Origin of the sequence: Snuella sedimenti (assembly GCF_016428595.1) — a bacterium.
Lineage (GTDB): Bacteria > Bacteroidota > Bacteroidia > Flavobacteriales > Flavobacteriaceae > Snuella > Snuella sedimenti.
This window is the reverse complement of record NZ_JAELVQ010000007.1, coordinates 178,722-197,323: the sequence shown is the minus strand read 5'-3', so window position 1 is coordinate 197,323 and position 18,602 is coordinate 178,722. Positions and strand designations below refer to the sequence as shown.

Genomic DNA, 18,602 nt, shown 5'->3' with positions numbered 1-18,602 from the left:
CCCTAATCATTTTCATGTTTTTATGCATTAGCCTACAAGTCAATGCCCAAAAACACTATAAAAAGAATTATTTTAAAAACGGTTCTTTAGAATCTGAAGGTTGGGTAGAAAAAGGGCTAAAATCAAACTACTGGAAATTTTATTATCCAAATGGAAACTTAAAAAAAGAAGGGCACTTTCGTTCAGACAAACCTGTAAAATATTGGTACTTTTACACCCAAACTGGGGAAAAAGAAAGTGAGGGACATTATGCTAAAGGCAAAAAATCGGATTGGTGGATATTTTATAAAACCTCAGGAACAATAGATTGCAAATGCCAATTTAAAAATGACAAAAAAGAAGGTTACTGCTTTTTTTACAAAAATGACAAACTTATAAAGGCCCATAAATATACTGCCGGAAAAAAAATTAAAGAGTGGACAGATTTAAAAGCTTTTAAAAAAGAAAACAATTTACTAAACCTGAAATGACTCACATAAAAGTTATCATTCCTGCTTATAATGAAGCCGACTCTATACCACACGTCATCAATGACATTCCCGATATAGCTAATGAAGTTATTGTGGTAAATAACAACTCAACAGATAATACGGCTATCAATGCAAAAAAAATGGGCGCCACCGTATTAACCGAACCGCAAAAAGGGTATGGTTATGCTTGCCTAAAGGGCATGGAATATATAGCGAACCAAGAAGAAAAACCAGACATTGTTGTGTTTCTGGATGGCGATTATAGCGACTACCCCCAGGAGTTAAACAAAATAGTTGCCCCTATCATTAATGATAACATCGACTTTGTTGTTGGTGCACGCGTTAAGCCTTTAAGAGAAAAAGGAGCCATGACATTACCCCAGATTTTTGGTAATTGGCTCGCAACCAAATTGATGAAACTATTTTTTGGGGCTCATTTTACAGATTTGGGTCCTTTTAGAGCCATCAAGTACGAAAAACTACTTCAACTGAACATGGAAGACAAAACTTATGGCTGGACGGTTGAAATGCAACTCAAAGTTTTGCGACAAAAATTAACATATACCGAAATACCCGTAAACTATAGAAACCGTATAGGCGTTTCAAAAGTTTCGGGAACTGTAAAAGGAGCTGTTTTAGCCGGTTTTAAAATTTTAGGTTGGATTTTTAAATACAGTGTTAAACGATGATTTTTGAAACTATTACCATTGTAATTTATACCATAGCGCTTTTGCTAATTTTTATTTATGCCTTAGCACAGCTTAACTTATTGTTCAACTATCTTGCCGCTAAAAAAGAGAAAAACGTTTCCGATCTATACGACCTATCCAATCCAGATGAAACCCCTCATGTAACCATCCAACTACCTGTTTATAACGAAATGTACGTTATGGAACGCCTGTTGGACAACATTGCTCAAATAGACTATCCTAAAGACAAATTAGAAATTCAGGTGCTGGACGACTCTACCGACGAGACCCTAGAAACCACACGGATGCATGTTGAAAACCTGCAAAAAACCGGACTGGATATTAAACATGTTACCAGAACAGACCGCAGTGGTTTTAAAGCTGGTGCCCTTAAAGCGGGTTTGGTAACGGCAAAAGGTGAATTTATCGCTATTTTTGATGCCGATTTCCTTCCTAAAAAAAACTGGTTAAAACGTACCATCCCATATTTTAAGAATCCGAAAATTGGAGTTGTGCAAACTCGTTGGGGACATCTTAATAGGGACTACTCCCTACTTACCAAAATACAAGCCTTTGCCTTGGATGCCCATTTTACGTTGGAACAAGTAGGCAGAAACAGTAAGGGGCATTTTATTAATTTTAACGGAACAGCCGGCGTATGGCGAAAAGACTGTATTATTGATGCTGGTAACTGGGAAGGTGATACCCTTACCGAAGATTTGGATTTAAGTTATCGTGCCCAGCTCAAGAACTGGAAATTTAAATACTTAGAGGATGTAGAAACACCTGCCGAACTCCCGGTAGTTATCAGTGCTGCCCGATCCCAACAATTTAGATGGAACAAGGGAGGTGCCGAAAACTTTAGAAAAATGCTCTGGCGTATTTTAAAAAACAAGCATATGCCTGTCAAAACAAAAGTACACGGCCTCTTGCATTTATTAAACAGCACTATGTTTTTAAACATTCTTATAGTAGCAGTTCTAAGCATTCCCATGCTGTATATAAAAAATGCACACGTACACCTAAAAGTCTATTTTTATGTGATGAGCTTTTTTGTAGTAAGCACCATAATCTTTTTTGTTTGTTACTGGATCATGTATAAAAACATCTATGGGGGCGGTATAAAGAATTTTATCAACTATATTGGAATGTTCTTTGTCTTTTTCTCTATTGCCATGGGCTTTTCATTACACAATTCCGTGGCTGTTTTAGAAGGTCATTTAGGTAAGAAAAGTGAGTTTATCCGAACCCCAAAATTCAATATCAACTCGATAAAAGACAGTTGGAAGCAAAACAAATACCTCAATAAAAACCTATCTGCTAATGTCATTTTTGAAGGACTGCTCATGCTCTATTTTGGATTTGGTATGTATAGTGCCTTTATTGTAGGCAACGAAGGGGATTTTGGTTTGTTTCCCTTTCATTTAATGTTATTTCTAGGCTTTGGTTATGTCTTTTTCAAATCGATAACAGCTAAAATGCAATAATAACCTGAGTGCGATTATTGAATGTTAAATTTTAAGGTTTAAAACAATGAATATTAACATAAGTTCTACGTAATCCAATCGATATTCAAAAACTTATTTTCGATACTATTTTTCTTCTAAAAATCACTCAAATTGACAGTTTTTGAATGAGAATCATGTCAGGATGAGTAGTGTTTCGACGGAATTATGCATAGAAATAAAACCGCCTTTTTCACATACAACTCACACAATTTAAACACTTAAACAGCTTTAATCGCTCAAATAACAATAGATACAACTCTCAGGTTAGTCGGTTTCTAATGCACTCATTACTTCTTTAACACGATCTAAATCTGATTCGTACACTTGCAACTCTACTTCAAACGTTGGCAAGTAGTTCATTAATTGCGTTGTGAATTCATTTTTCAAATAGCATGTTATACCCTCTGCCTCTAACCGACCCTTTAGAGCCAGAAGCTCCGATTCCATGCGAGAACTTTTTATCGTAACTAAACTCATATTGTCTTTGTTTATGATTTCTTTTTATTAGATATATGCTCTAATGGTTGACAAACACTTAGCAAACACATTTTATTACCCTTATTTTCTTTCAAATATAACTCTCTTTGGTTCAGTATTTCTAATAACTTGCTAAGTGCAGTGGCCTACTGGTAAAAATCTTAAAAATCAAGGTAGCAGGGCGGACATAAGGATGAAAATCTTGTTTGACCCCGAAGTAATGAGGGGGAGGTATTTTCATCCGTGGGTGGGGATACCGTAGTATTTTATTAGATTTTTATCGTAAGCCTAGACTTTTTTGTTTACTTTTTTCGGCGATGGAAAAAAGTAAAACACTACATTGCCTTTGTCGTGCCAACTGTAACCTTCCCATAGTAGACAAACCGACCAAAACCGACTCAGTCAACACAGCATCCATGTGTGGCCGTACCGACCAGACGAACGCTTAGTTATTGTGCTTAGTATTTTTTTAGGCTGATCTTTTTTAGTTTAATTCGTACATTAATTAGAGCATCTTCCCTGTAGTTTTAGCTTGAGCATCTTTGCTACGACCTATAATTGAACCAACTACCATTCCACCAATCAAACCTAGAGAAATACCCAACGAGCGTTCTAGGTTAGATAAAATTGCAACCCCAAATAGCAAACCAAATATTAATCCTAACCCACCATAAAAAGTTGTGTAATACCCTTTGGGAGTTAAGAGAAAAGTGTCTTTTAAATAATTTTTAAAATTACTAAGAGCTTTCTTAAAATATTTTTTTCGGTTCACAAAGTTTGATTTTAAGTTTAAATTATCCAATTCCGTTTCTATAGATTGAATTTCATTTTTAGACAAATCTTTCATTTCTAAACTCGTCATAATTTGAATAAATTCTTGGTAAACCTTTATCTCAGATTTCCTACTCGTCTCAGTTACTAAACTTTCAAAAAAGTTAATTGCATTTTTTAGTGTCATAATTTTTAGTGTTTTCTTGGTTAGTGGCTGACAACTAAAAATATTACACTTAAAGCTTATTTTTTTGAAAAATTTTAAAAAGTGGTATAATCACGTGCTATTAAGAAGTATTTAGCTCCTTAAATTTTCTATATCAGCTATCAATTCTTCTAATTTTTTGAATACCCTTCCATAAATAATGTTTAAATCCCATTTATAAATTCGATCTCCAAAAAACGCGAGTAAAACTAAAATTAATAATGCGATAACGATTCCTACAACTGGGATTCCATATATTAAATAGATATCTGGAAAACCTTTGAGAACTTCATTTACTAATCTTTCTCCTAAAGGCATACCCTCTGCATCTTTAAACCAAAATCCCAAAATCATAGATAGAAATATAATTGGGTACAAAAATTTTGATATTTTTTTATTGATAGCTATCTGTTTATTTTTCCATTGGTTAAATGCCTTTAAGTATTGATAACTACTTGCACCTAAATCTACTTTCTCTAAATTATTTAATAACTCCTTATTAATAAAAACGAGTACTGAAAGGGTAACAAAAAAAATGACACCTGTTATTGGTATTCCTATAAAGAACGAGATAATTAAAAAGATAAATGAGAAGGCAATAATTGCAATCAAATTTATTTTAAACATTCTTTTAAATTTATCAATGACATGAATTGATTTTTTGTTGTATAGCTTGTTTATTTTTGGAGCTACTAATGCGTCACTTTCTAGAAAACCTTCTTTCCATATATCTTCAATTGATTTTTCCATCTAATATTTTTTTTAATCTAATTTTAATTCTTTTAACACGCACACCAATATTATTAGGATTTGTCCCAATAATTTCAGCAATTTCCTTTTGTGGTTTTTCTTCTAAATACAACATAATGATTGCTCTATCTATTTCCGATAGTTTTCGAATAGCATCGTATAATAAATTTAGAGATTCGTTTGAAAAAGCGTAGTTGTCTTTGGTTTCTTCAACGGTTATAGAATCTGACACAAAATATTGAACATTATTTTTCTTTTTCTTAAGTAAGGTTAAACAAACGTTTAATGAAATTCGATACACCCAAGTACTCCATTGAGATTCTTCACGAAAGTTGTCTTTACTCCTCCAAATTTGTAAACACACTTCTTGGTAATAATCTTCAAAATCTTCTTCCGAGTTGGTATACGCTCGACATAATTTGATGATTATTCCTGCAAATGGCAAAATGGATGTTTTATAAAAATCGCTACTCAATAGTGTTCTTTTTATTGGTTAGTGTCTTAAATTTTGAATTATTACAGGCAAATGGCAAAATTGTAGAATGGATCTCCTTTGAGAGATATTAAGCACAACGGTTGTTCCTGTTGCACAACTTTTCAAATATAGCTTAAAATTTTAATTTTTGCACGAAACTTCTTATTTTTAAGAATGCAGGGCAAAAAACAATACCAGGAGAAACTGTTCAACCAGTTCCAGCTAAGTGCCCGTGTCACAGAACAAAATTTCTATCGCCGTTTAAAGGAATTTAAATGGTAAAATAACAATCTGTCTCAAAACTACCAATGAAAGTTTAAAAATAGATTAAAAAGTCAAGATCAACAAAGAATAATCGTACAATAAAGTTTTGGACTTAAAACCTCATTACTTCTTTAACACAATCTAAATCTGATTCGTACACTTGCAACTCTACTTCAAACGTTGGCAAGTAGTTCATTAATTGCGTTGTGAATTCATTTTTCAAATAGCATGTTATACCCTCTGCTTCTAACCGGCCCTTTAGAGCCAAAAGCTCCGATTCTATGCGAGAACTTTATATCGTAACTAAACTCATATTGTCTTTGTTTATGATTTCTTTTTATTAGATATATGCTCTAATGGTTGACAAACACTTAGCAAACACACTTTATTGCCCTTATTTTCTTTCAAATATAACTCTCTTTGGTTCAGCATTTCTAATAACTTGCTAAGTGCAGTGGCCTACTGGTAAAAATCTTAAAAATCAAGGTAGCAGGGCGGACATAAGGATGAAAATCTTGATTGACCCCGAAGTAATGAGGGGGAGGCATTTTCATCCGTGGGTGGGGATACCGTAGTATTTTATTAGATTTTTATCGTAAGCCTAGACTTTTTTGTTTACTTTTTTCGGCGATGGAAAAAAGTAAAACATTACATTGCCTTTGTCGTGCCAACTGTAACCTTCCCATAGTAGACAAACCGACCAAACCCGACTCAGTCAACACAGCATCCATGTGTGGCCGTACCGACCAGACGAACACTTAGTTATTGTGCTTAGTATTTTTTTAAGATATTTCAATCACGCTAATTTTGTCAATTATCCATTTGTCGTTTTCCTTTCTTATAAAAACTCTAATACCACTTCCACATAATTTTCCACACCCCATTCCACTTCTTAAAACTCCAAACGGTTTAGTTGAATCGAATTGTATTCTTGATAAGCTTGTCGGTCCGCTCAAATGAAAGTCATATTCTTTTTTACAAATAGCACTTCCTGTAGCCTATCCCATTATTAGTAGCTTATTTATATCTTATTTTTAGAACATCAAGGGCTTGTGCAACGGCTACCATAGTTACAAACAGTTATTTTGATATTATAATTTTAAACTTTCCATCTGTAATTTCTACAAAATCAGAACTGTCATTCACATTATATAATTTTACTGAAAATTCACCCTCAATTAGTTGACTTTGAGAAACTAGATTTCCCAATAGATAACTATTGTTTTCTTGAGAATCTGTAATAATAAATGAATTACTTGATTCAATTGTTCCATACGATTCATAATATTCATCACCACTAGCAATAGGCGAATAATCTATTCCTATTTGTCTCATTATTCCTGAGCTATCATCATTTATAGAATATTCATAATTACCAACAGAGAACATATCATTAAAAACCTCAGTAGAACTTTGCGAGTCAGAACATCTGTAGAATCTTATGAGATTAATTCCAATTTGTGGTTGAGAATCTTCATTGTCAAAATTTGGATATAGTGAGGAGCCATAACTAATTTTATAATCTAATCCTTGATCAAGACTATATGCGCAAGTTGCACTCTCTAAAGGTATGCTTGATACAATTTGATAATTGAGTGAAGTGTCATCAAAGCGTTGCCCATATAGAAAACTTTCTCCATTAATTTTTCCAGAAATAAAGTATAGATATTCAGAACTATCTATATTCATCATATTTTGGCTAGATTCAGAATCATCACTGTTGCAACCTAATCCAATGCTTGTTAAAATTAATAATACTAATAGTTGTTTTATTTTTCTCATTTTTTATTTTGTTTAATTGTTTGTAACGTTTAGTGTATGGTGCGTGTTCCGCAGGGCATGTACTATACACCTTGTGCCTGTTGCACAACCCCTCAAATATAGTTTAAAATTTCAATTATTGCACGAAACTTCTTATTTTTAAGGATGCAAGGCAAAAAGAATTATCAGGAGAAGTTGTTCAATCAGTTCCAGTTGAGTGCCCGTGTACCGGAGCACAATTTCTATCGTCGGTTGAAAGGTGTTTTAAACTTAGATTTTCTATATGAAGAGACCAAGGGTTTTTATGACAGCAATGTCCAAAAGAGTATCGATCCCGTCGTGTTCTTTAAACTGTGTCTGGTAGGGTATTTAGAAAACATAATTAGCGACCGCAAGCTCTTTTGCGAATTTTTGGCTTGTGCGTTGGCTTGTGCGAATTGCAAATGTATATGACTTTAAGGTTGGCATTATGCTATAAATATATGATTTGTAAATAATGTGTGAGGTGCACTCACTAGATTAATATCAAATTTCAACGATGCCTCAACCCTCGAACTCGCATTATGAATCCTAAAAGATATTTGCCAACCTTCGTTTAATGAAACCAATAATGTTGTAGTTGAATTATCTTGGTAAACAATTTCAATTAGTCTTGTTGGAAGTTTCAGTTTTGGAATTTTAGCTTTAGGTTTTATGGATTCGAAAGGTAAATTCAGCGAACCGTTAAGATTGTATGCCTGTATTTCAACTTTTTTCTTGCCTTTGATTACTTTATAAAAGTCTTCATTACCAATTAAATACTGAACTAAATTTTCGGCAACAATATTTGGGTTTTCCTTATCAAGTCTTAAAAGCTCTTTGCGAAAAGCATTTAAAATGGGAACATAAACTACTTCGTGCATATTTTCTATCGAAGTCCATTTCGTAGATTTATCTTTTGCTTTTAAATCGGTCAACATATCAAAAATTGGCTTGATTTCATTGAAATAATTTTGTGAGCAAGGAACATCCAACCACTTTTCTCCAAAGTCAATATTTAATGATAATCTTGAATGCTTTACGGCTCTGTGATTATTTTTTGCAGAAATTCCAATCTCCCATTTTTGAAGTGAGCGAATCATTAAAACATCACGAACATCTCCTGTTTGTCCAGCTTGGTCGCTAACGATTTCCAAAACCAAGATGTCATTTTCATTGATGTCGTTTGACAATCGTGGTTCAATATCAATTAGAAAGTTAATTGCTGCACTTGCCGTGATTCTAAAAGTATCTTGTTCATCTTCAACAAAAATGTCAAAACAACCTTTAGCGTTTTGATAAGGTTCATTTTTGGTTATTGATACGCTCGTTATATTCTTTAAGCGTTCATGAAATTCTAAAAGTAAAGCATACTCAAACGCTTTCCCATTAATAGTCTGACTTGCCATACTTTGCTATAATGTGTTTTCTAATTCTAAAAGTTCTTTTTTTGTTTTTATGGTTGGTTTTTTTACATTTTCAATTTGAGATTTAATGCTCAACGCCATATGTTTTGCAAGATTTACTGGAACCGCATTTCCAATCATTTTATAACCCGCTGAAATATTATCGTAATGAAATTCAAAATTGTCTGGAAATGTCTGTATTCTTGCACACTCTCTTACACTTAAACGTCTATATAAATGCTCTTTTCCTTTGACAAATTCACGAACATTTTGCTCAATAAATTTCATTTTAGGTGCTTGCGGATGCAATGGTGCGTGTCTTCCACCTGCTTGAATTGTAAATGATTGTTCATCCCAATTTCTTACACGGTTTCTTGACATAAACATAGAAGAAAAACCACCAATCATATATTCATGATTGGAAATTTCACATTTTTTTTTGTTGGTTTTATTACCTTCTTTAGCAGGGATAACACTATCTTTTAAATCTGATATTGTTTGTTTAAGCGTAATTTTTTCTTTTAAAGGTTTTGGAAATTGAAACTTAAATCCAAGATCTTTTCTTATACCCACAAAAAACACTCTTTTTCTGTCTTGAGGGACATCAAAGTCAGATGCATTGAGCAATTTAAATGACAGCTCATACCCAATTCCTGCATTTTTAAACAGTTCTTTAATGTTTTTTAAAGCCTCACTATGCCTGTCTAAAAGCATTCCACTTACATTTTCTGCAAGGAAAAATTTAGGTTGTTTAGCTTCCAAAATTCTAATAAAGTCGAAAAATAACTGCCCACGTTTATCATTAATTCCACGTAATGAACCCGCTTCACTCCAACTTTGGCAAGGTGGACCTCCGATAATTCCATCACATTCTGGCACTTCGTCAGCTGGAACATCTACAATGCTTCTTCTGTCTAAAGTTGTGCTTGGGTGGTTTTTCTCATAGGTTTCCCAAATTTCTTTATCATACTCATTAGCCCAAATCACATCAAAACCTGCTTTTTGAAATCCAAGGTCAAGTCCGCCTGCTCCTGCAAAAAATGATACTATTTTCATACTGCTTTTTCTGTTTGAAGGTTTTTATTTAGGTTTCTACGATATTCTGCTTTTTCTTCGGCTACTTTCAAAAGTTGCTTTGTGCAATTTGTTTCGTAAATTTTTTTACCGAGCTGGTCTGTAATATATTCGTTTCGTAACTCTTTTAAATTGAGTCCAAATATTTTCGCCAATTTCGGAAGTCTTTTTTCGTCAAAGTCTCGTATTCCATTTTCTATTTTGCTCAAATTTGCAGAGTCCAAATTCAGTTTAGCCGCGAGTTGAGTTAATGTTAGTTCCTTTTTGGTTCTTAAAAGTCGGATGTATTCGCCAAATGTGGTTTTCATAAGACTTGTCATTTTTTGACAAATCTAAAATAATTTTATCAATATTCAAGTTGTGCATTGGAAAAATTTCAGCTCTTTTCGTTTTGAGGTTTGGCTTTTTTGTCGGCAAAAACCAAATGTGCAAAATGTGCGGCTGATTTTTTTTTCAGCTTGTGGCTAACGGTCTAGTATAAGAATAGTAGCGGATTTACACACACTAACTTTTCAGTTAAACACAGACCTTTATTAAATTTACTTTCTATCGTTTTAGCGATTAAATAGCTATTATTTTTATACATTGTGTGTGCCCAGCATGGGCATCCATTCGTGCTAATGTACGAATTTTTCTAGAGGGTGCAAGTCCCTTATGGGCAGGGGTAACGCCTTGAACCATTAGCAAGTCGCAAGGTCGCTAGTTGTGAAGCTGGGACTGAAGGAAGCGAGACTGCAAATTTCGGTACTGAGGAACACGAACCATATACCGAGGCTATGAGGTCGGATGAGCAGGCACATAACTGTGAAGTCCTAAATATCTTTAAGGGATAAGCGCCGAAATAGTAGATATGGCAGGGATCGAAAGAAAGAGGATGCTCTTACCTGGGGAGGTCTCCCAAACCACGGGTTGGTCTATGGGAGAAGTCAGCAGCGGTCATAGTAGTACTAGGAAGCTGGAATAGTACGAAGGACCAAACAAAAATGGTTCTTAATGGACTACGGAGCAAGGTGTCGTTACGGACAGGGGTCTGGGCACTTGTAGCCATGGTACAAGCGGAACAGTTAACAAGTTAGTATGATAGAAAGCGTATTAGAGAAAGAAAACCTACAACTAGCGTACCGACGGGTATATGCCAATAAGGGTGCATCAGGAGTTGATGGTAAATCCGTAAAAGATTTACTGCCACACTTAAAGTTGCACCAACGGGCATACCTCAAGGGTATTCGAGAAGGAAATTACCAGCCATCGCCAATACTGGGTATTGAAATTCCTAAAGCCAACGGAAAGGTGCGCCTTTTGGGGGTTCCTACGGTTGTCGATAGGGTCTTTCAGCAAGCGATACAACAAGTATTGCAGCCCATATTCGAGCAAGATTTCCAAAATCACAGTTATGGTTTTCGACCTAAACGCAATGCACACCAAGCCTTGCGTCAATCCCTCGAATATATCAACCAAGGCTATCAGTATATTGTCGATATTGACCTAGAGTCGTTTTTCGATAATGTGGAACACTATATCCTTTTGGAACTGATATACAAACAGGTAAAGTGTGTTTACTTGCTAAAATTAATCCGTCAATTCTTGCGAGCGCCCATCCAAATTAACGGAAAGCTACATAAGCGCAAGAAAGGTGTGCCACAGGGCTCACCGTTAAGTCCATTGCTGTCCAACATCCTGCTCAACGAGTTGGATAAGGTCTTAGAGCAACGAGGACTGCGTTATGTACGTTATGCAGATGATTTTAGCATCTACGTTAAGAGCAGGGCAAGTGCAAAACGAGTAGGGAATAGTGTTTACAAATACCTACGGGACGAATTAAAATTACCGATCAACCGCAGCAAAAGTAAGGTGTGTCGCCCCCAATCGTTTACAATGTTAGGCTTTGGATTTGTGCCGACCTACAAGAAAAACGAAAAAGGGAAATATCAAGCCGTGGTAGCTAAGGACAAATGGGAAAGTTTTAAGCGTTCGCTGAAATACTTGACCAAGAAAACGCTGCCCATGAGCTTTGATGAGCGCATAGGTAAACTAAATCTACTAATACGGGGCTGGGTTAATTATTTTAAACCAGCTTCCATACAAGGGAAACTCAAAAAGTTGGACGAATGGTTGCGAAATCGCATACGGTACTGCATTTGGCATGACTGGAAGAAGCTCGAACGAAAGCGGAAAAACCTAATTCGGTTGGGCGTGCCCCAAGGGCAAGCCTATGCATGGAGTAGAACAAATATGGGAGGATGGGCAGTAGCTCAAAGTCCTATTTTGCGAACCACGATAACGCAATCAAAACTTCATAAAAGAGGCTACCTAAGTATGCTAACATACTACAAAGGTCAATATCATTTTTGAACCGCCGTATACGCGACCCGTACGTACGGTGGTGTGAGAGGTGCACCGTGGACTTATCGTTCACGGCCGCCTACTCGATTGTACACCGTTTTTTATTCAGTTATTTCTTTATTATTGTTTTTAAAAATCCAAACTCCTATCACTATTGTTAGCGAATATATCAAAACCCAAATTGTTTGTTCAGACCATCTTGTAATAAATCCGCTATCTACGATGAAAAATGTAATCCAAACCGATAGAAAGCCATAAATTGATAATATAATCTTCGCGGTTAGGGTTGAGTATTTATTTTTCAAAAACCTTTTAATTAACCAAAATATTACCATTGCAGGAATTGACGAAAGAAAGCCGACAATAATCATTACAAATATTATTTCGTAAGAATTTAATATACTCTTAAAACTCGAATCATTTATAATAGCACCTAATATTAATGCTAATAAAAGAGGCGAAACGATTATTGTAAATAACCAAATTTTGATAACATATCTCATATATTATTTAGCTGGTATTTTATACTTTCCATCGATTAATTCCCAATTATTTTTTTTTCGGTCAAACACAAATCTCATATCAGGAAAATAGCCATTTGTTCCGCCACAATCTAATGCAAAATCTGCCTTTTTAAATTTCAGACCATTGTTGAAATGTATTTTCCGCTTTCCAGTAACATTTACAATTCCAAAATTCACGTCAACTGTGTCAATTCCAATTATTTTGTGAGTCAGACGCAAAACCCGAATTGTCTTTTTTTCTTTAATTGACAAATTAATTAGTTCCTCATTGGTCAAAAATTTATATCGGTCAGATACGTTCAGTTTGGAAATCCGTTGTCCATTTTCATTGAGTTCAATATATTTCCAACCGCTCGAAAGTAAAAGGTCAAACCTATTATTTAACGCTCTGACATAAATACTGTCCAACTCGCTTTTTTCAATCGAATTCAGTTCCGTTTCTTGTCCAAATGACAAAAATCCGATAAAGGTTAATATGATTACAAATGCTTTTCTCAAATGGTGTACAACGTTTAGTATATGGCAAGTAGGGCAGTAGAAAGCGGTAAACTTTCGTGTTTGCACTGAGCCAAATCATTGTGTTTTGCTTTTAATTTTCTTTTGTTAAACGTCAAAACTTTGTTTTGGCGTTGTTGGTTAATAGCACTAGACTTTCGTGAACCTCAGAACGCCCTATTTGCTATATACCGTGTTGAACTAAACCTAAAGGTAGCTTTCGGGTGAAATACTCTCACTTTTGGCTACCTTTAAGTATTCGTAAATATCTTAAGCTTAAAATTATGAAAAAAAAGTCTTACTCTGATTGAAAAGGCGTGCAATTCTGTTCCTGGGTTTAAAGAATTGTACCGAAAGTTAAGGCGCTCTGTCGAACTTTCAGGAAAAAGCCAAAGCACCCTTACCAATTATGCCCGTTGCCTGGCACACATTACGTTACATTTTAATTGTAGTCCACTGGTTCTGGACGAAGAACAGGTATTGGACTACCTGCACGTTTTAAAGTCCCGGTCCAAGACCCCCTCAGACAGTTTCTTTAAGCATACGGTTTATGGGCTAAGGTACCTCTATCGCGTCTATGGACTTAGTGAGATGCGGGTGGTGCTCCCATCGATTAAACGCCCAAACAAACTGCCTGTGGTGCTAAGCCGCCGAGAGGTCAGGTTACTCCTTAAAACGCCAAAGTTATTAAAGCACCGTTTGGTACTTGCCATGTTATATGGATGTGGATTGCGCTGTTTTGAACTCCGTAACCTTCAATTGAAGGATTTGGATTTCGATCGCAAGATGCTCCATGTCCGCCAGGGAAAAGGCCATAAGGACCGTTACGTTCCATTGTCGGCCATGCAGATCCGTGGCCTTAAAAAGTATATGGCCGCAGAACATCCTAACATTTGGTGTTTTAATGGCAATCATGCGGAAGGAAAAGCAGTGCCCCTGTCCACCCGGGGGATACAGTGGGTCATCCGGGAGGCCCGAAAGCATAGCGGGATCAAAAAACAGGTTACCACACACAGTTTTCGGCATAGTTATGCCACTCATTTACTGGAGATGGGATTAGATATTATCAGTATCAAAGAACTTTTGGGGCACGCTGATATCCAGACCACGCTTGTCTACCTTCATGTGGCACAATTGGGTAGGCAAAGGCCCTTTAGTCCGCTGGACCGGCTATATACGGAGTAGTTGTGCATCGCGCTACCTACGAGGTAGCTCAGGTGTTAGAGAGGAATCAGGGGCAATTATCAGAATATTGCAATACCGGTTGGCAGTTAAGGACCTTACATGCCATACGAAAGTGCAGGACCCTGGCCATGGGCGGCCATATAGACCGCTGTAACAACCCGAAGTGCCAAACCTTGCACCTGAGCTACAACAGTTGCCGAAACCGTCATTGTCCCAAGTGCCAGGGGCACCAGAAAGAACAATGGGTACGGGCCCGTGAGGCCGAACTGCTACCGGTACCTTATTTTCATGTGGTGTTTACCCTGCCACAAGAGCTCAACCGCTTGTGCCTTTACAGGCCAAAAACACTTTATAGCATGCTCTTTAAAGTCGCCTGGCAGGTTATTTATGGCTTTGGGAACAATCCAAAATTTCTGGGGGCCCGACCGGGCATGATTGCTGTACTGCATACCTGGGGTCAAAATTTATCGTTGCATCCACATCTACATTGTATCGTTCCCGGGGGCGGGCTAACTCCTTCTGGGCGATGGAAACCCGTAAAGCATAAAGGGAAGTACCTGTTCCCGGTAAAAGCCATGAGCAAGGTGTTCAGGGCGCGCTTTGTGGTGCAATTACGAAAAGAACCAAATGTTAAGGTCGCATCAGGTTTTTACGATAGCTTATTTAAAAAGCATTGGGTGGTGTACTGTAAGCGCCCCTTTTTAGGGCCGCAGCAGGTGATAGAATACTTAGGGCGTTACACCCATAAAATAGCCATTAGTAATCATCGTATACGGGCAATAGACCATGGGCAGGTTACCTTTTCTATTAAAGATTACCGTCATGGAGGAAAACGTAGAACTATGCGCTTATCAGATGCCGAGTTCATCAGACGGTTTGCATTGCACGTGTTGCCCAAGGGGTTTGTTCGGATACGCCATTATGGGATGCTAAGCTCATACCACAAAAGGATAGGCCTCAAAGAAATACAAAGAATGCTGCCCCCGGTAACTTTTAAAAAAAAAGAGCCTTTACGACACCGTAAATGTCCAATATGCAACATAGGGAACTTAATGACGGTCACGACTTTTACGGCTCGGGGGCCACCAAACTATTGGTTGGAAAAACTAAATATGCCCCCAAAAAAGCAACGTTGCTAAGCACGTAACAGGCAGCTATTGGTCAAAATGTAAATAAAGGCAGGGAAAAGCCCAGCAAATGCAACAGGCCGGAAAGGCGAGATCGTATTTAGCTTAATGCTTGTTATTTTATATGCAGGGCAAAACACCATGTGGCCAGAGAGTCCCGAAGAAGCCTTCACAAAAAACAAGGCAATCCCCATAGTAGGCTAACCGACCAAAACCGGTTCAGTCAACACGGTGTTCTTGTTTGGTCTTACAGACCACATGAACACTTAGTTATTAGGGTGCGTTTTTTTTGTCCGCTATTCTTTTTACATATTTTATTCGTTCAATATGTCCATTTCTAGAAGCTACACTTCTAGTCAAATCAACTGACCTTTCAAATGTGTGAGGCAATGGACTAATTCCGTTATTTTTAACTTGAATTCCCGTAACTATCGGATTATGGGTACAATAATGAGTCTTTTTAAAATTTATTTTCAAACCACGATTTCGCAGTTCCTCTAATATTTGAGGTGTCCTTTCTTTGAAATCAATCGGACTTGAAATTGTTATATCATCTACATAAACAGAAACTTTCAGTCCGTCATTCTTATATTTTTCAAATAGGTCACCACAACTGTGAAAAACAACTAATGAGGCTAAAAATGAAGAAGTTGGACATCCTTGGGGAATAGCTCCTTCTTTAGTAGAAATACGAGTTATTAACTTTGCTACATCTGGATAAAAGCCTTCTTTTCTCAAGGCTGTTTCGACACTAGAAAAATGAACGGATGGGTAAAAATCTTTTAAATCGGTAAGGAAAAAATACTTGTTTCCTTGATGATATCGTGCGTTTAAAACGGCATCTTTTTTCTTTAAGCCTCCAAAAAAATATTCAGGTAGTTTTAATTTATACAAGACATTGTTCAATAATCTAGATTGAACAAATTTCAATTTGTTGATGGGGGCGTTTATTGGTCTTGTTAATGGTTTGCCATTTTCAAACCTTGGCTGTCCTTTTTCGTCAGTTTTAGGTTCATCCCAATTTTTGTAAAAACTACTTTCGTTTGAATCAAGAGAGGAAGATAGTTTTAAAAGTAATCCTTTATCTATTTTTAAGGTATAAGCTAAATCTTTTACTCTTTTCTTCATTTCAAAAAATTATGAAATGAAAACATCACTTATTAGACCTTTGATTGAAGGTTCTAACATTTTAAACGCCTCTTGCTTGGATTCGGCTATATCTTCTTGGTCAAGTGAAAAGAAGACTAATACTGGCATTGGTATAGAAAGAGCAGTAGCGATTTGCTTTAGAATACTTAAGGTCGGTTCTTTTCTGCCTTTCTCAATTGAAGAAAGGTAAGATTGTGACAAACCACATTCGACAGCAAAATCAGTTTGTTTGAAACCTTTTTGCTGTCTTAAATCTTTTATGGCATTACCTATATTCATATCAATATTTGATTTTAAAAAAAATGAGAAGTGTGGAATTAGAATAAACCTGTGATATCATCAATCCCGAAGAATTTCAGAAATCTTAAAAGTAAGGAGAGAACCTTCAAAATCTGGTCCGGACTGTTGTCCTTTTCGTTGTTTGACATCTCTTCCAACTCTACTAAAATTGCTTCTAGTAAAGCTTTATCCTCTTCCGAGAACGCGTACCCGCTCTTTGCGAGTAGTGACCTCACTCCGTTCTGGAGTTGGTCAACTCTGTGTTTGTGTTTCATACTATATCGTATAATTTAATTAACTAGTTTAAAATAAACTAGGGGAGCACTATGCTACCTGCTTAATTAGCTGCGTGAACCCATATAGGATACAGTCCTAAACACTTCTCAAGTTCCTGCTTAAATAAAAAAACCTCTAATAATAATTAGTTTCCTCTTTAAGCAATTTTGCAAGGGGTTGAATCAATCCAAATCAGTCTGCTTCTGTACTTCTTTTAGTTGTACGTCCGTTCGGTCATTAGGTCTCTTGTTGCCGTTACAAATACCCATTATGGGTGGAGGGAAAATCCCTCTTCAATAGTTTAATAAAAAACTCTTGGGTTCACTACACAAACATTTCAAAGAACTACAATGCAAATATACACAAATTATTTCTGTGAGCAATAAAAAAGCTAAATAAGTTTAATTTATTTTCTGTGAGGAATAAAATCAGTCTGTTTTATTAGGATTTTGAAGGTCAAGCGAGAGGTTTTTTAAAATGCACCCTAACGTTTACGTATAAGAATAGTGCGGTTTTGTGTCCGAGGATTTTCCGCAGGAAAATCAGAGTGACCAAAAGTGCACTAACCTTTGATTAAGCACCTAATTTAGCATTATTTTTATACTTTGTTACCTTGCGTTATTTTTTCATCAACTTCTATATAATTTTTCATTCGGAATTTTTGGTCAGTCAAATTGAGAACACAATCTTTTATTTGTCAGCCGATTTATTTTTCGTACTGAAAGGGAAGAAGATACTTGATATTCCAGCAATCACAAAGACAGATAATATCCAATTCGATTTTATATCTAAGTCAAAACTTGATGCAATGAAAATCCAAATCAAGGAGAGTATTATTGTCAAAATAATTTTTGTCAGTATTGGTAATTTTCTAGCTTTTTCTAACATTTTATATTCTGTTTGGTTTAATTGGATATAACTAATCGATTTTTTTGTTCAAATATTCTTGAAATCCACCGTTACTGACAGAATTGAATTTCTTTTTTATCCAATCCCTAAATTCTTGCTCGGTTTTAATTTCATATTCCTTACCATAACTAATTATTCGAATAGAACTACCGTTTTTAATTCTTTGATTAAAATTAAAAAAAGAATTAGCTACCCATCTGTAAGGAGAAAGTGTATCGTATAAGCCAGCCGACTCTAATTCAAGCTCTAATTTATTGTCAATAAAAATTATATGCTCTATTTTTCCCATGATAAGTCTTAATGCAAGGTAACTCGTTATATGTGGCATTATTATCCTGTTTATCATCTTCATTTTCCGGATAAGAGGAACTTTTGTTCCTCATTATAACTTGCATGATAAAAGTTTATACAAAACCCTACAAATATGTAATATATTATCGTGATTTA

Annotated in this window: 21 protein-coding genes and 1 pseudogene; 7 read left to right on the top strand and 15 right to left on the bottom strand. The window is 35.9% G+C overall.

The window, feature by feature from the left end; all coding sequences use genetic code 11:
* Positions 1-14 precede the first annotated feature (14 nt).
* The 3 genes from JF259_RS07820 to JF259_RS07810 are packed head-to-tail and all read left to right on the top strand — an operon-like array spanning position 15 to position 2,646.
* On the top strand, positions 15-470 hold the full coding sequence (locus tag JF259_RS07820) for a toxin-antitoxin system YwqK family antitoxin (RefSeq protein ID WP_199114750.1): 456 nt from the start codon (positions 15-17) through the stop codon (positions 468-470).
* Complete coding sequence (locus JF259_RS07815) at positions 467-1,159, top strand: glycosyltransferase family 2 protein (protein WP_199114749.1); 693 nt, start codon at positions 467-469, stop codon at positions 1,157-1,159. The genes JF259_RS07820 and JF259_RS07815 overlap by 4 nt, the downstream gene beginning before the upstream one ends.
* The gene (locus JF259_RS07810; protein ID WP_199114748.1) at positions 1,156-2,646 is read left to right on the top strand and encodes a cellulose synthase family protein; all 1,491 of its coding nucleotides are present in this window, start codon (positions 1,156-1,158) and stop codon (positions 2,644-2,646) included. Before JF259_RS07815 ends, JF259_RS07810 begins: the two co-directional genes overlap by 4 nt.
* 285 nt (positions 2,647-2,931) lie before the next feature.
* Here the strand turns inward: JF259_RS07810 and JF259_RS07805 are convergent, their stop codons facing one another.
* The 6 genes from JF259_RS07805 to JF259_RS07780 form a co-directional block, all read right to left on the bottom strand.
* On the bottom strand, positions 2,932-3,144 hold the full coding sequence (locus JF259_RS07805) for a putative signal transducing protein (protein ID WP_199114747.1): 213 nt from the start codon (positions 3,142-3,144) through the stop codon (positions 2,932-2,934).
* Between the two features lie 505 nt (positions 3,145-3,649).
* Positions 3,650-4,102, bottom strand: coding sequence for a hypothetical protein (locus JF259_RS07800; protein ID WP_199114746.1), 453 nt, complete (start codon positions 4,100-4,102; stop codon positions 3,650-3,652).
* A gap of 111 nt (positions 4,103-4,213) precedes the next feature.
* Positions 4,214-4,870 (bottom strand): hypothetical protein, encoded by a 657-nt coding sequence (locus JF259_RS07795; RefSeq protein WP_199114745.1) that lies wholly within the window; start codon positions 4,868-4,870, stop codon positions 4,214-4,216.
* Positions 4,854-5,345: an RNA polymerase sigma factor gene (locus JF259_RS07790; protein WP_199114744.1), complete on the bottom strand. Its 492-nt coding sequence runs from the start codon at positions 5,343-5,345 to the stop codon at positions 4,854-4,856. Before JF259_RS07790 ends, JF259_RS07795 begins: the two co-directional genes overlap by 17 nt.
* Before the next feature lie 376 nt (positions 5,346-5,721).
* Entirely contained in the window at positions 5,722-5,877 is a 156-nt protein-coding gene (locus JF259_RS17800; protein WP_199114743.1) for a putative signal transducing protein, read from the bottom strand.
* A gap of 812 nt (positions 5,878-6,689) precedes the next feature.
* Positions 6,690-7,391, bottom strand: a complete 702-nt coding sequence (locus JF259_RS07780) for a hypothetical protein (RefSeq protein WP_199114742.1) — start codon at positions 7,389-7,391, stop codon at positions 6,690-6,692.
* Between the two features lie 144 nt (positions 7,392-7,535).
* Here JF259_RS07780 and JF259_RS17820 point away from each other — a divergent pair.
* Positions 7,536-7,769 (top strand): annotated as a pseudogene (locus tag JF259_RS17820) (transposase); the annotation flags it as partial.
* A 68-nt stretch (positions 7,770-7,837) separates the two neighbouring features.
* Here the strand turns inward: JF259_RS17820 and JF259_RS07775 are convergent.
* The 4 genes from JF259_RS07775 to JF259_RS07760 form a co-directional block, all read right to left on the bottom strand.
* The gene (locus JF259_RS07775) at positions 7,838-8,797 is read right to left on the bottom strand and encodes a HaeIII family restriction endonuclease (protein WP_199114741.1); all 960 of its coding nucleotides are present in this window, start codon (positions 8,795-8,797) and stop codon (positions 7,838-7,840) included.
* Positions 8,798-8,803: 6 nt separating this feature from the next.
* Positions 8,804-9,850, bottom strand: a complete 1,047-nt coding sequence (locus JF259_RS07770) for a DNA cytosine methyltransferase (RefSeq protein ID WP_199114740.1) — start codon at positions 9,848-9,850, stop codon at positions 8,804-8,806.
* Positions 9,847-10,176 (bottom strand): helix-turn-helix domain-containing protein, encoded by a 330-nt coding sequence (locus JF259_RS07765; RefSeq protein WP_199114739.1) that lies wholly within the window; start codon positions 10,174-10,176, stop codon positions 9,847-9,849. Before JF259_RS07765 ends, JF259_RS07770 begins: the two co-directional genes overlap by 4 nt.
* Before the next feature lie 572 nt (positions 10,177-10,748).
* Positions 10,749-10,916 (bottom strand): hypothetical protein, encoded by a 168-nt coding sequence (locus JF259_RS07760; RefSeq protein ID WP_199114738.1) that lies wholly within the window; start codon positions 10,914-10,916, stop codon positions 10,749-10,751.
* Positions 10,917-10,945: 29 nt separating this feature from the next.
* Between JF259_RS07760 and ltrA the strand changes: the two genes are divergently transcribed.
* Entirely contained in the window at positions 10,946-12,220 is a 1,275-nt protein-coding gene (gene ltrA / locus JF259_RS07755; RefSeq protein ID WP_199114737.1) for a group II intron reverse transcriptase/maturase, read from the top strand.
* Between the two features lie 497 nt (positions 12,221-12,717).
* Here ltrA and JF259_RS07750 read toward each other — a convergent pair whose 3' ends face one another.
* Positions 12,718-13,233, bottom strand: a complete 516-nt coding sequence (locus JF259_RS07750) for a hypothetical protein (RefSeq protein ID WP_199114736.1) — start codon at positions 13,231-13,233, stop codon at positions 12,718-12,720.
* 588 nt (positions 13,234-13,821) lie between these two features.
* On the opposite strand from JF259_RS07750, the gene JF259_RS07745 reads away from it, so the two are divergent.
* Both JF259_RS07745 and JF259_RS07740 read left to right on the top strand, forming a co-directional pair.
* The gene (locus JF259_RS07745) at positions 13,822-14,415 is read left to right on the top strand and encodes a tyrosine-type recombinase/integrase (RefSeq protein WP_317192071.1); all 594 of its coding nucleotides are present in this window, start codon (positions 13,822-13,824) and stop codon (positions 14,413-14,415) included.
* A gap of 2 nt (positions 14,416-14,417) precedes the next feature.
* Positions 14,418-15,554, top strand: coding sequence for an IS91 family transposase (locus JF259_RS07740; protein ID WP_199114735.1), 1,137 nt, complete (start codon positions 14,418-14,420; stop codon positions 15,552-15,554).
* Positions 15,555-15,815: 261 nt separating this feature from the next.
* On the opposite strand, the gene JF259_RS07735 is transcribed toward JF259_RS07740, so the two are convergent.
* From JF259_RS07735 to JF259_RS07720, 4 genes are all read right to left on the bottom strand, one after another.
* Complete coding sequence (locus JF259_RS07735; RefSeq protein ID WP_199114734.1) at positions 15,816-16,670, bottom strand: reverse transcriptase family protein; 855 nt, start codon at positions 16,668-16,670, stop codon at positions 15,816-15,818.
* Positions 16,671-16,679: 9 nt separating this feature from the next.
* Positions 16,680-16,970, bottom strand: coding sequence for a helix-turn-helix domain-containing protein (locus JF259_RS07730; protein WP_096193802.1), 291 nt, complete (start codon positions 16,968-16,970; stop codon positions 16,680-16,682).
* A gap of 38 nt (positions 16,971-17,008) precedes the next feature.
* Positions 17,009-17,245, bottom strand: a complete 237-nt coding sequence (locus JF259_RS07725; protein WP_096193801.1) for a hypothetical protein — start codon at positions 17,243-17,245, stop codon at positions 17,009-17,011.
* 920 nt (positions 17,246-18,165) lie between these two features.
* Positions 18,166-18,483, bottom strand: coding sequence for a hypothetical protein (locus JF259_RS07720; RefSeq protein WP_199114733.1), 318 nt, complete (start codon positions 18,481-18,483; stop codon positions 18,166-18,168).
* Between the last annotated feature and the right edge of the window lie 119 nt (positions 18,484-18,602).

Bases quoted from the DNA above. Each gene is read 5' to 3' on its own strand.
- JF259_RS07820 (WP_199114750.1), top strand. From the start codon at position 15: ATGTTTTTATGCATTAGCCTACAAGTCAATGCCCAAAAACACTATAAA.
- JF259_RS07815 (WP_199114749.1), top strand. From the start codon at position 467: ATGACTCACATAAAAGTTATCATTCCTGCTTATAATGAAGCCGACTCT.
- JF259_RS07810 (WP_199114748.1), top strand. From the start codon at position 1,156: ATGATTTTTGAAACTATTACCATTGTAATTTATACCATAGCGCTTTTG.
- JF259_RS07805 (WP_199114747.1), bottom strand. From the start codon at position 3,144: ATGAGTTTAGTTACGATAAAAAGTTCTCGCATGGAATCGGAGCTTCTG.
- JF259_RS07800 (WP_199114746.1), bottom strand. From the start codon at position 4,102: ATGACACTAAAAAATGCAATTAACTTTTTTGAAAGTTTAGTAACTGAG.
- JF259_RS07795 (WP_199114745.1), bottom strand. From the start codon at position 4,870: ATGGAAAAATCAATTGAAGATATATGGAAAGAAGGTTTTCTAGAAAGT.
- JF259_RS07780 (WP_199114742.1), bottom strand. From the start codon at position 7,391: ATGAGAAAAATAAAACAACTATTAGTATTATTAATTTTAACAAGCATT.
- JF259_RS07775 (WP_199114741.1), bottom strand. From the start codon at position 8,797: ATGGCAAGTCAGACTATTAATGGGAAAGCGTTTGAGTATGCTTTACTT.
- JF259_RS07770 (WP_199114740.1), bottom strand. From the start codon at position 9,850: ATGAAAATAGTATCATTTTTTGCAGGAGCAGGCGGACTTGACCTTGGA.
- JF259_RS07765 (WP_199114739.1), bottom strand. From the start codon at position 10,176: ATGAAAACCACATTTGGCGAATACATCCGACTTTTAAGAACCAAAAAG.
- JF259_RS07760 (WP_199114738.1), bottom strand. From the start codon at position 10,916: ATGGCTACAAGTGCCCAGACCCCTGTCCGTAACGACACCTTGCTCCGT.
- ltrA (WP_199114737.1), top strand. From the start codon at position 10,946: ATGATAGAAAGCGTATTAGAGAAAGAAAACCTACAACTAGCGTACCGA.
- JF259_RS07745 (WP_317192071.1), top strand. From the start codon at position 13,822: ATGCGGGTGGTGCTCCCATCGATTAAACGCCCAAACAAACTGCCTGTG.
- JF259_RS07735 (WP_199114734.1), bottom strand. From the start codon at position 16,670: ATGAAGAAAAGAGTAAAAGATTTAGCTTATACCTTAAAAATAGATAAA.
- JF259_RS07730 (WP_096193802.1), bottom strand. From the start codon at position 16,970: ATGAATATAGGTAATGCCATAAAAGATTTAAGACAGCAAAAAGGTTTC.
- JF259_RS07725 (WP_096193801.1), bottom strand. From the start codon at position 17,245: ATGAAACACAAACACAGAGTTGACCAACTCCAGAACGGAGTGAGGTCA.
- JF259_RS07720 (WP_199114733.1), bottom strand. From the start codon at position 18,483: ATGCCACATATAACGAGTTACCTTGCATTAAGACTTATCATGGGAAAA.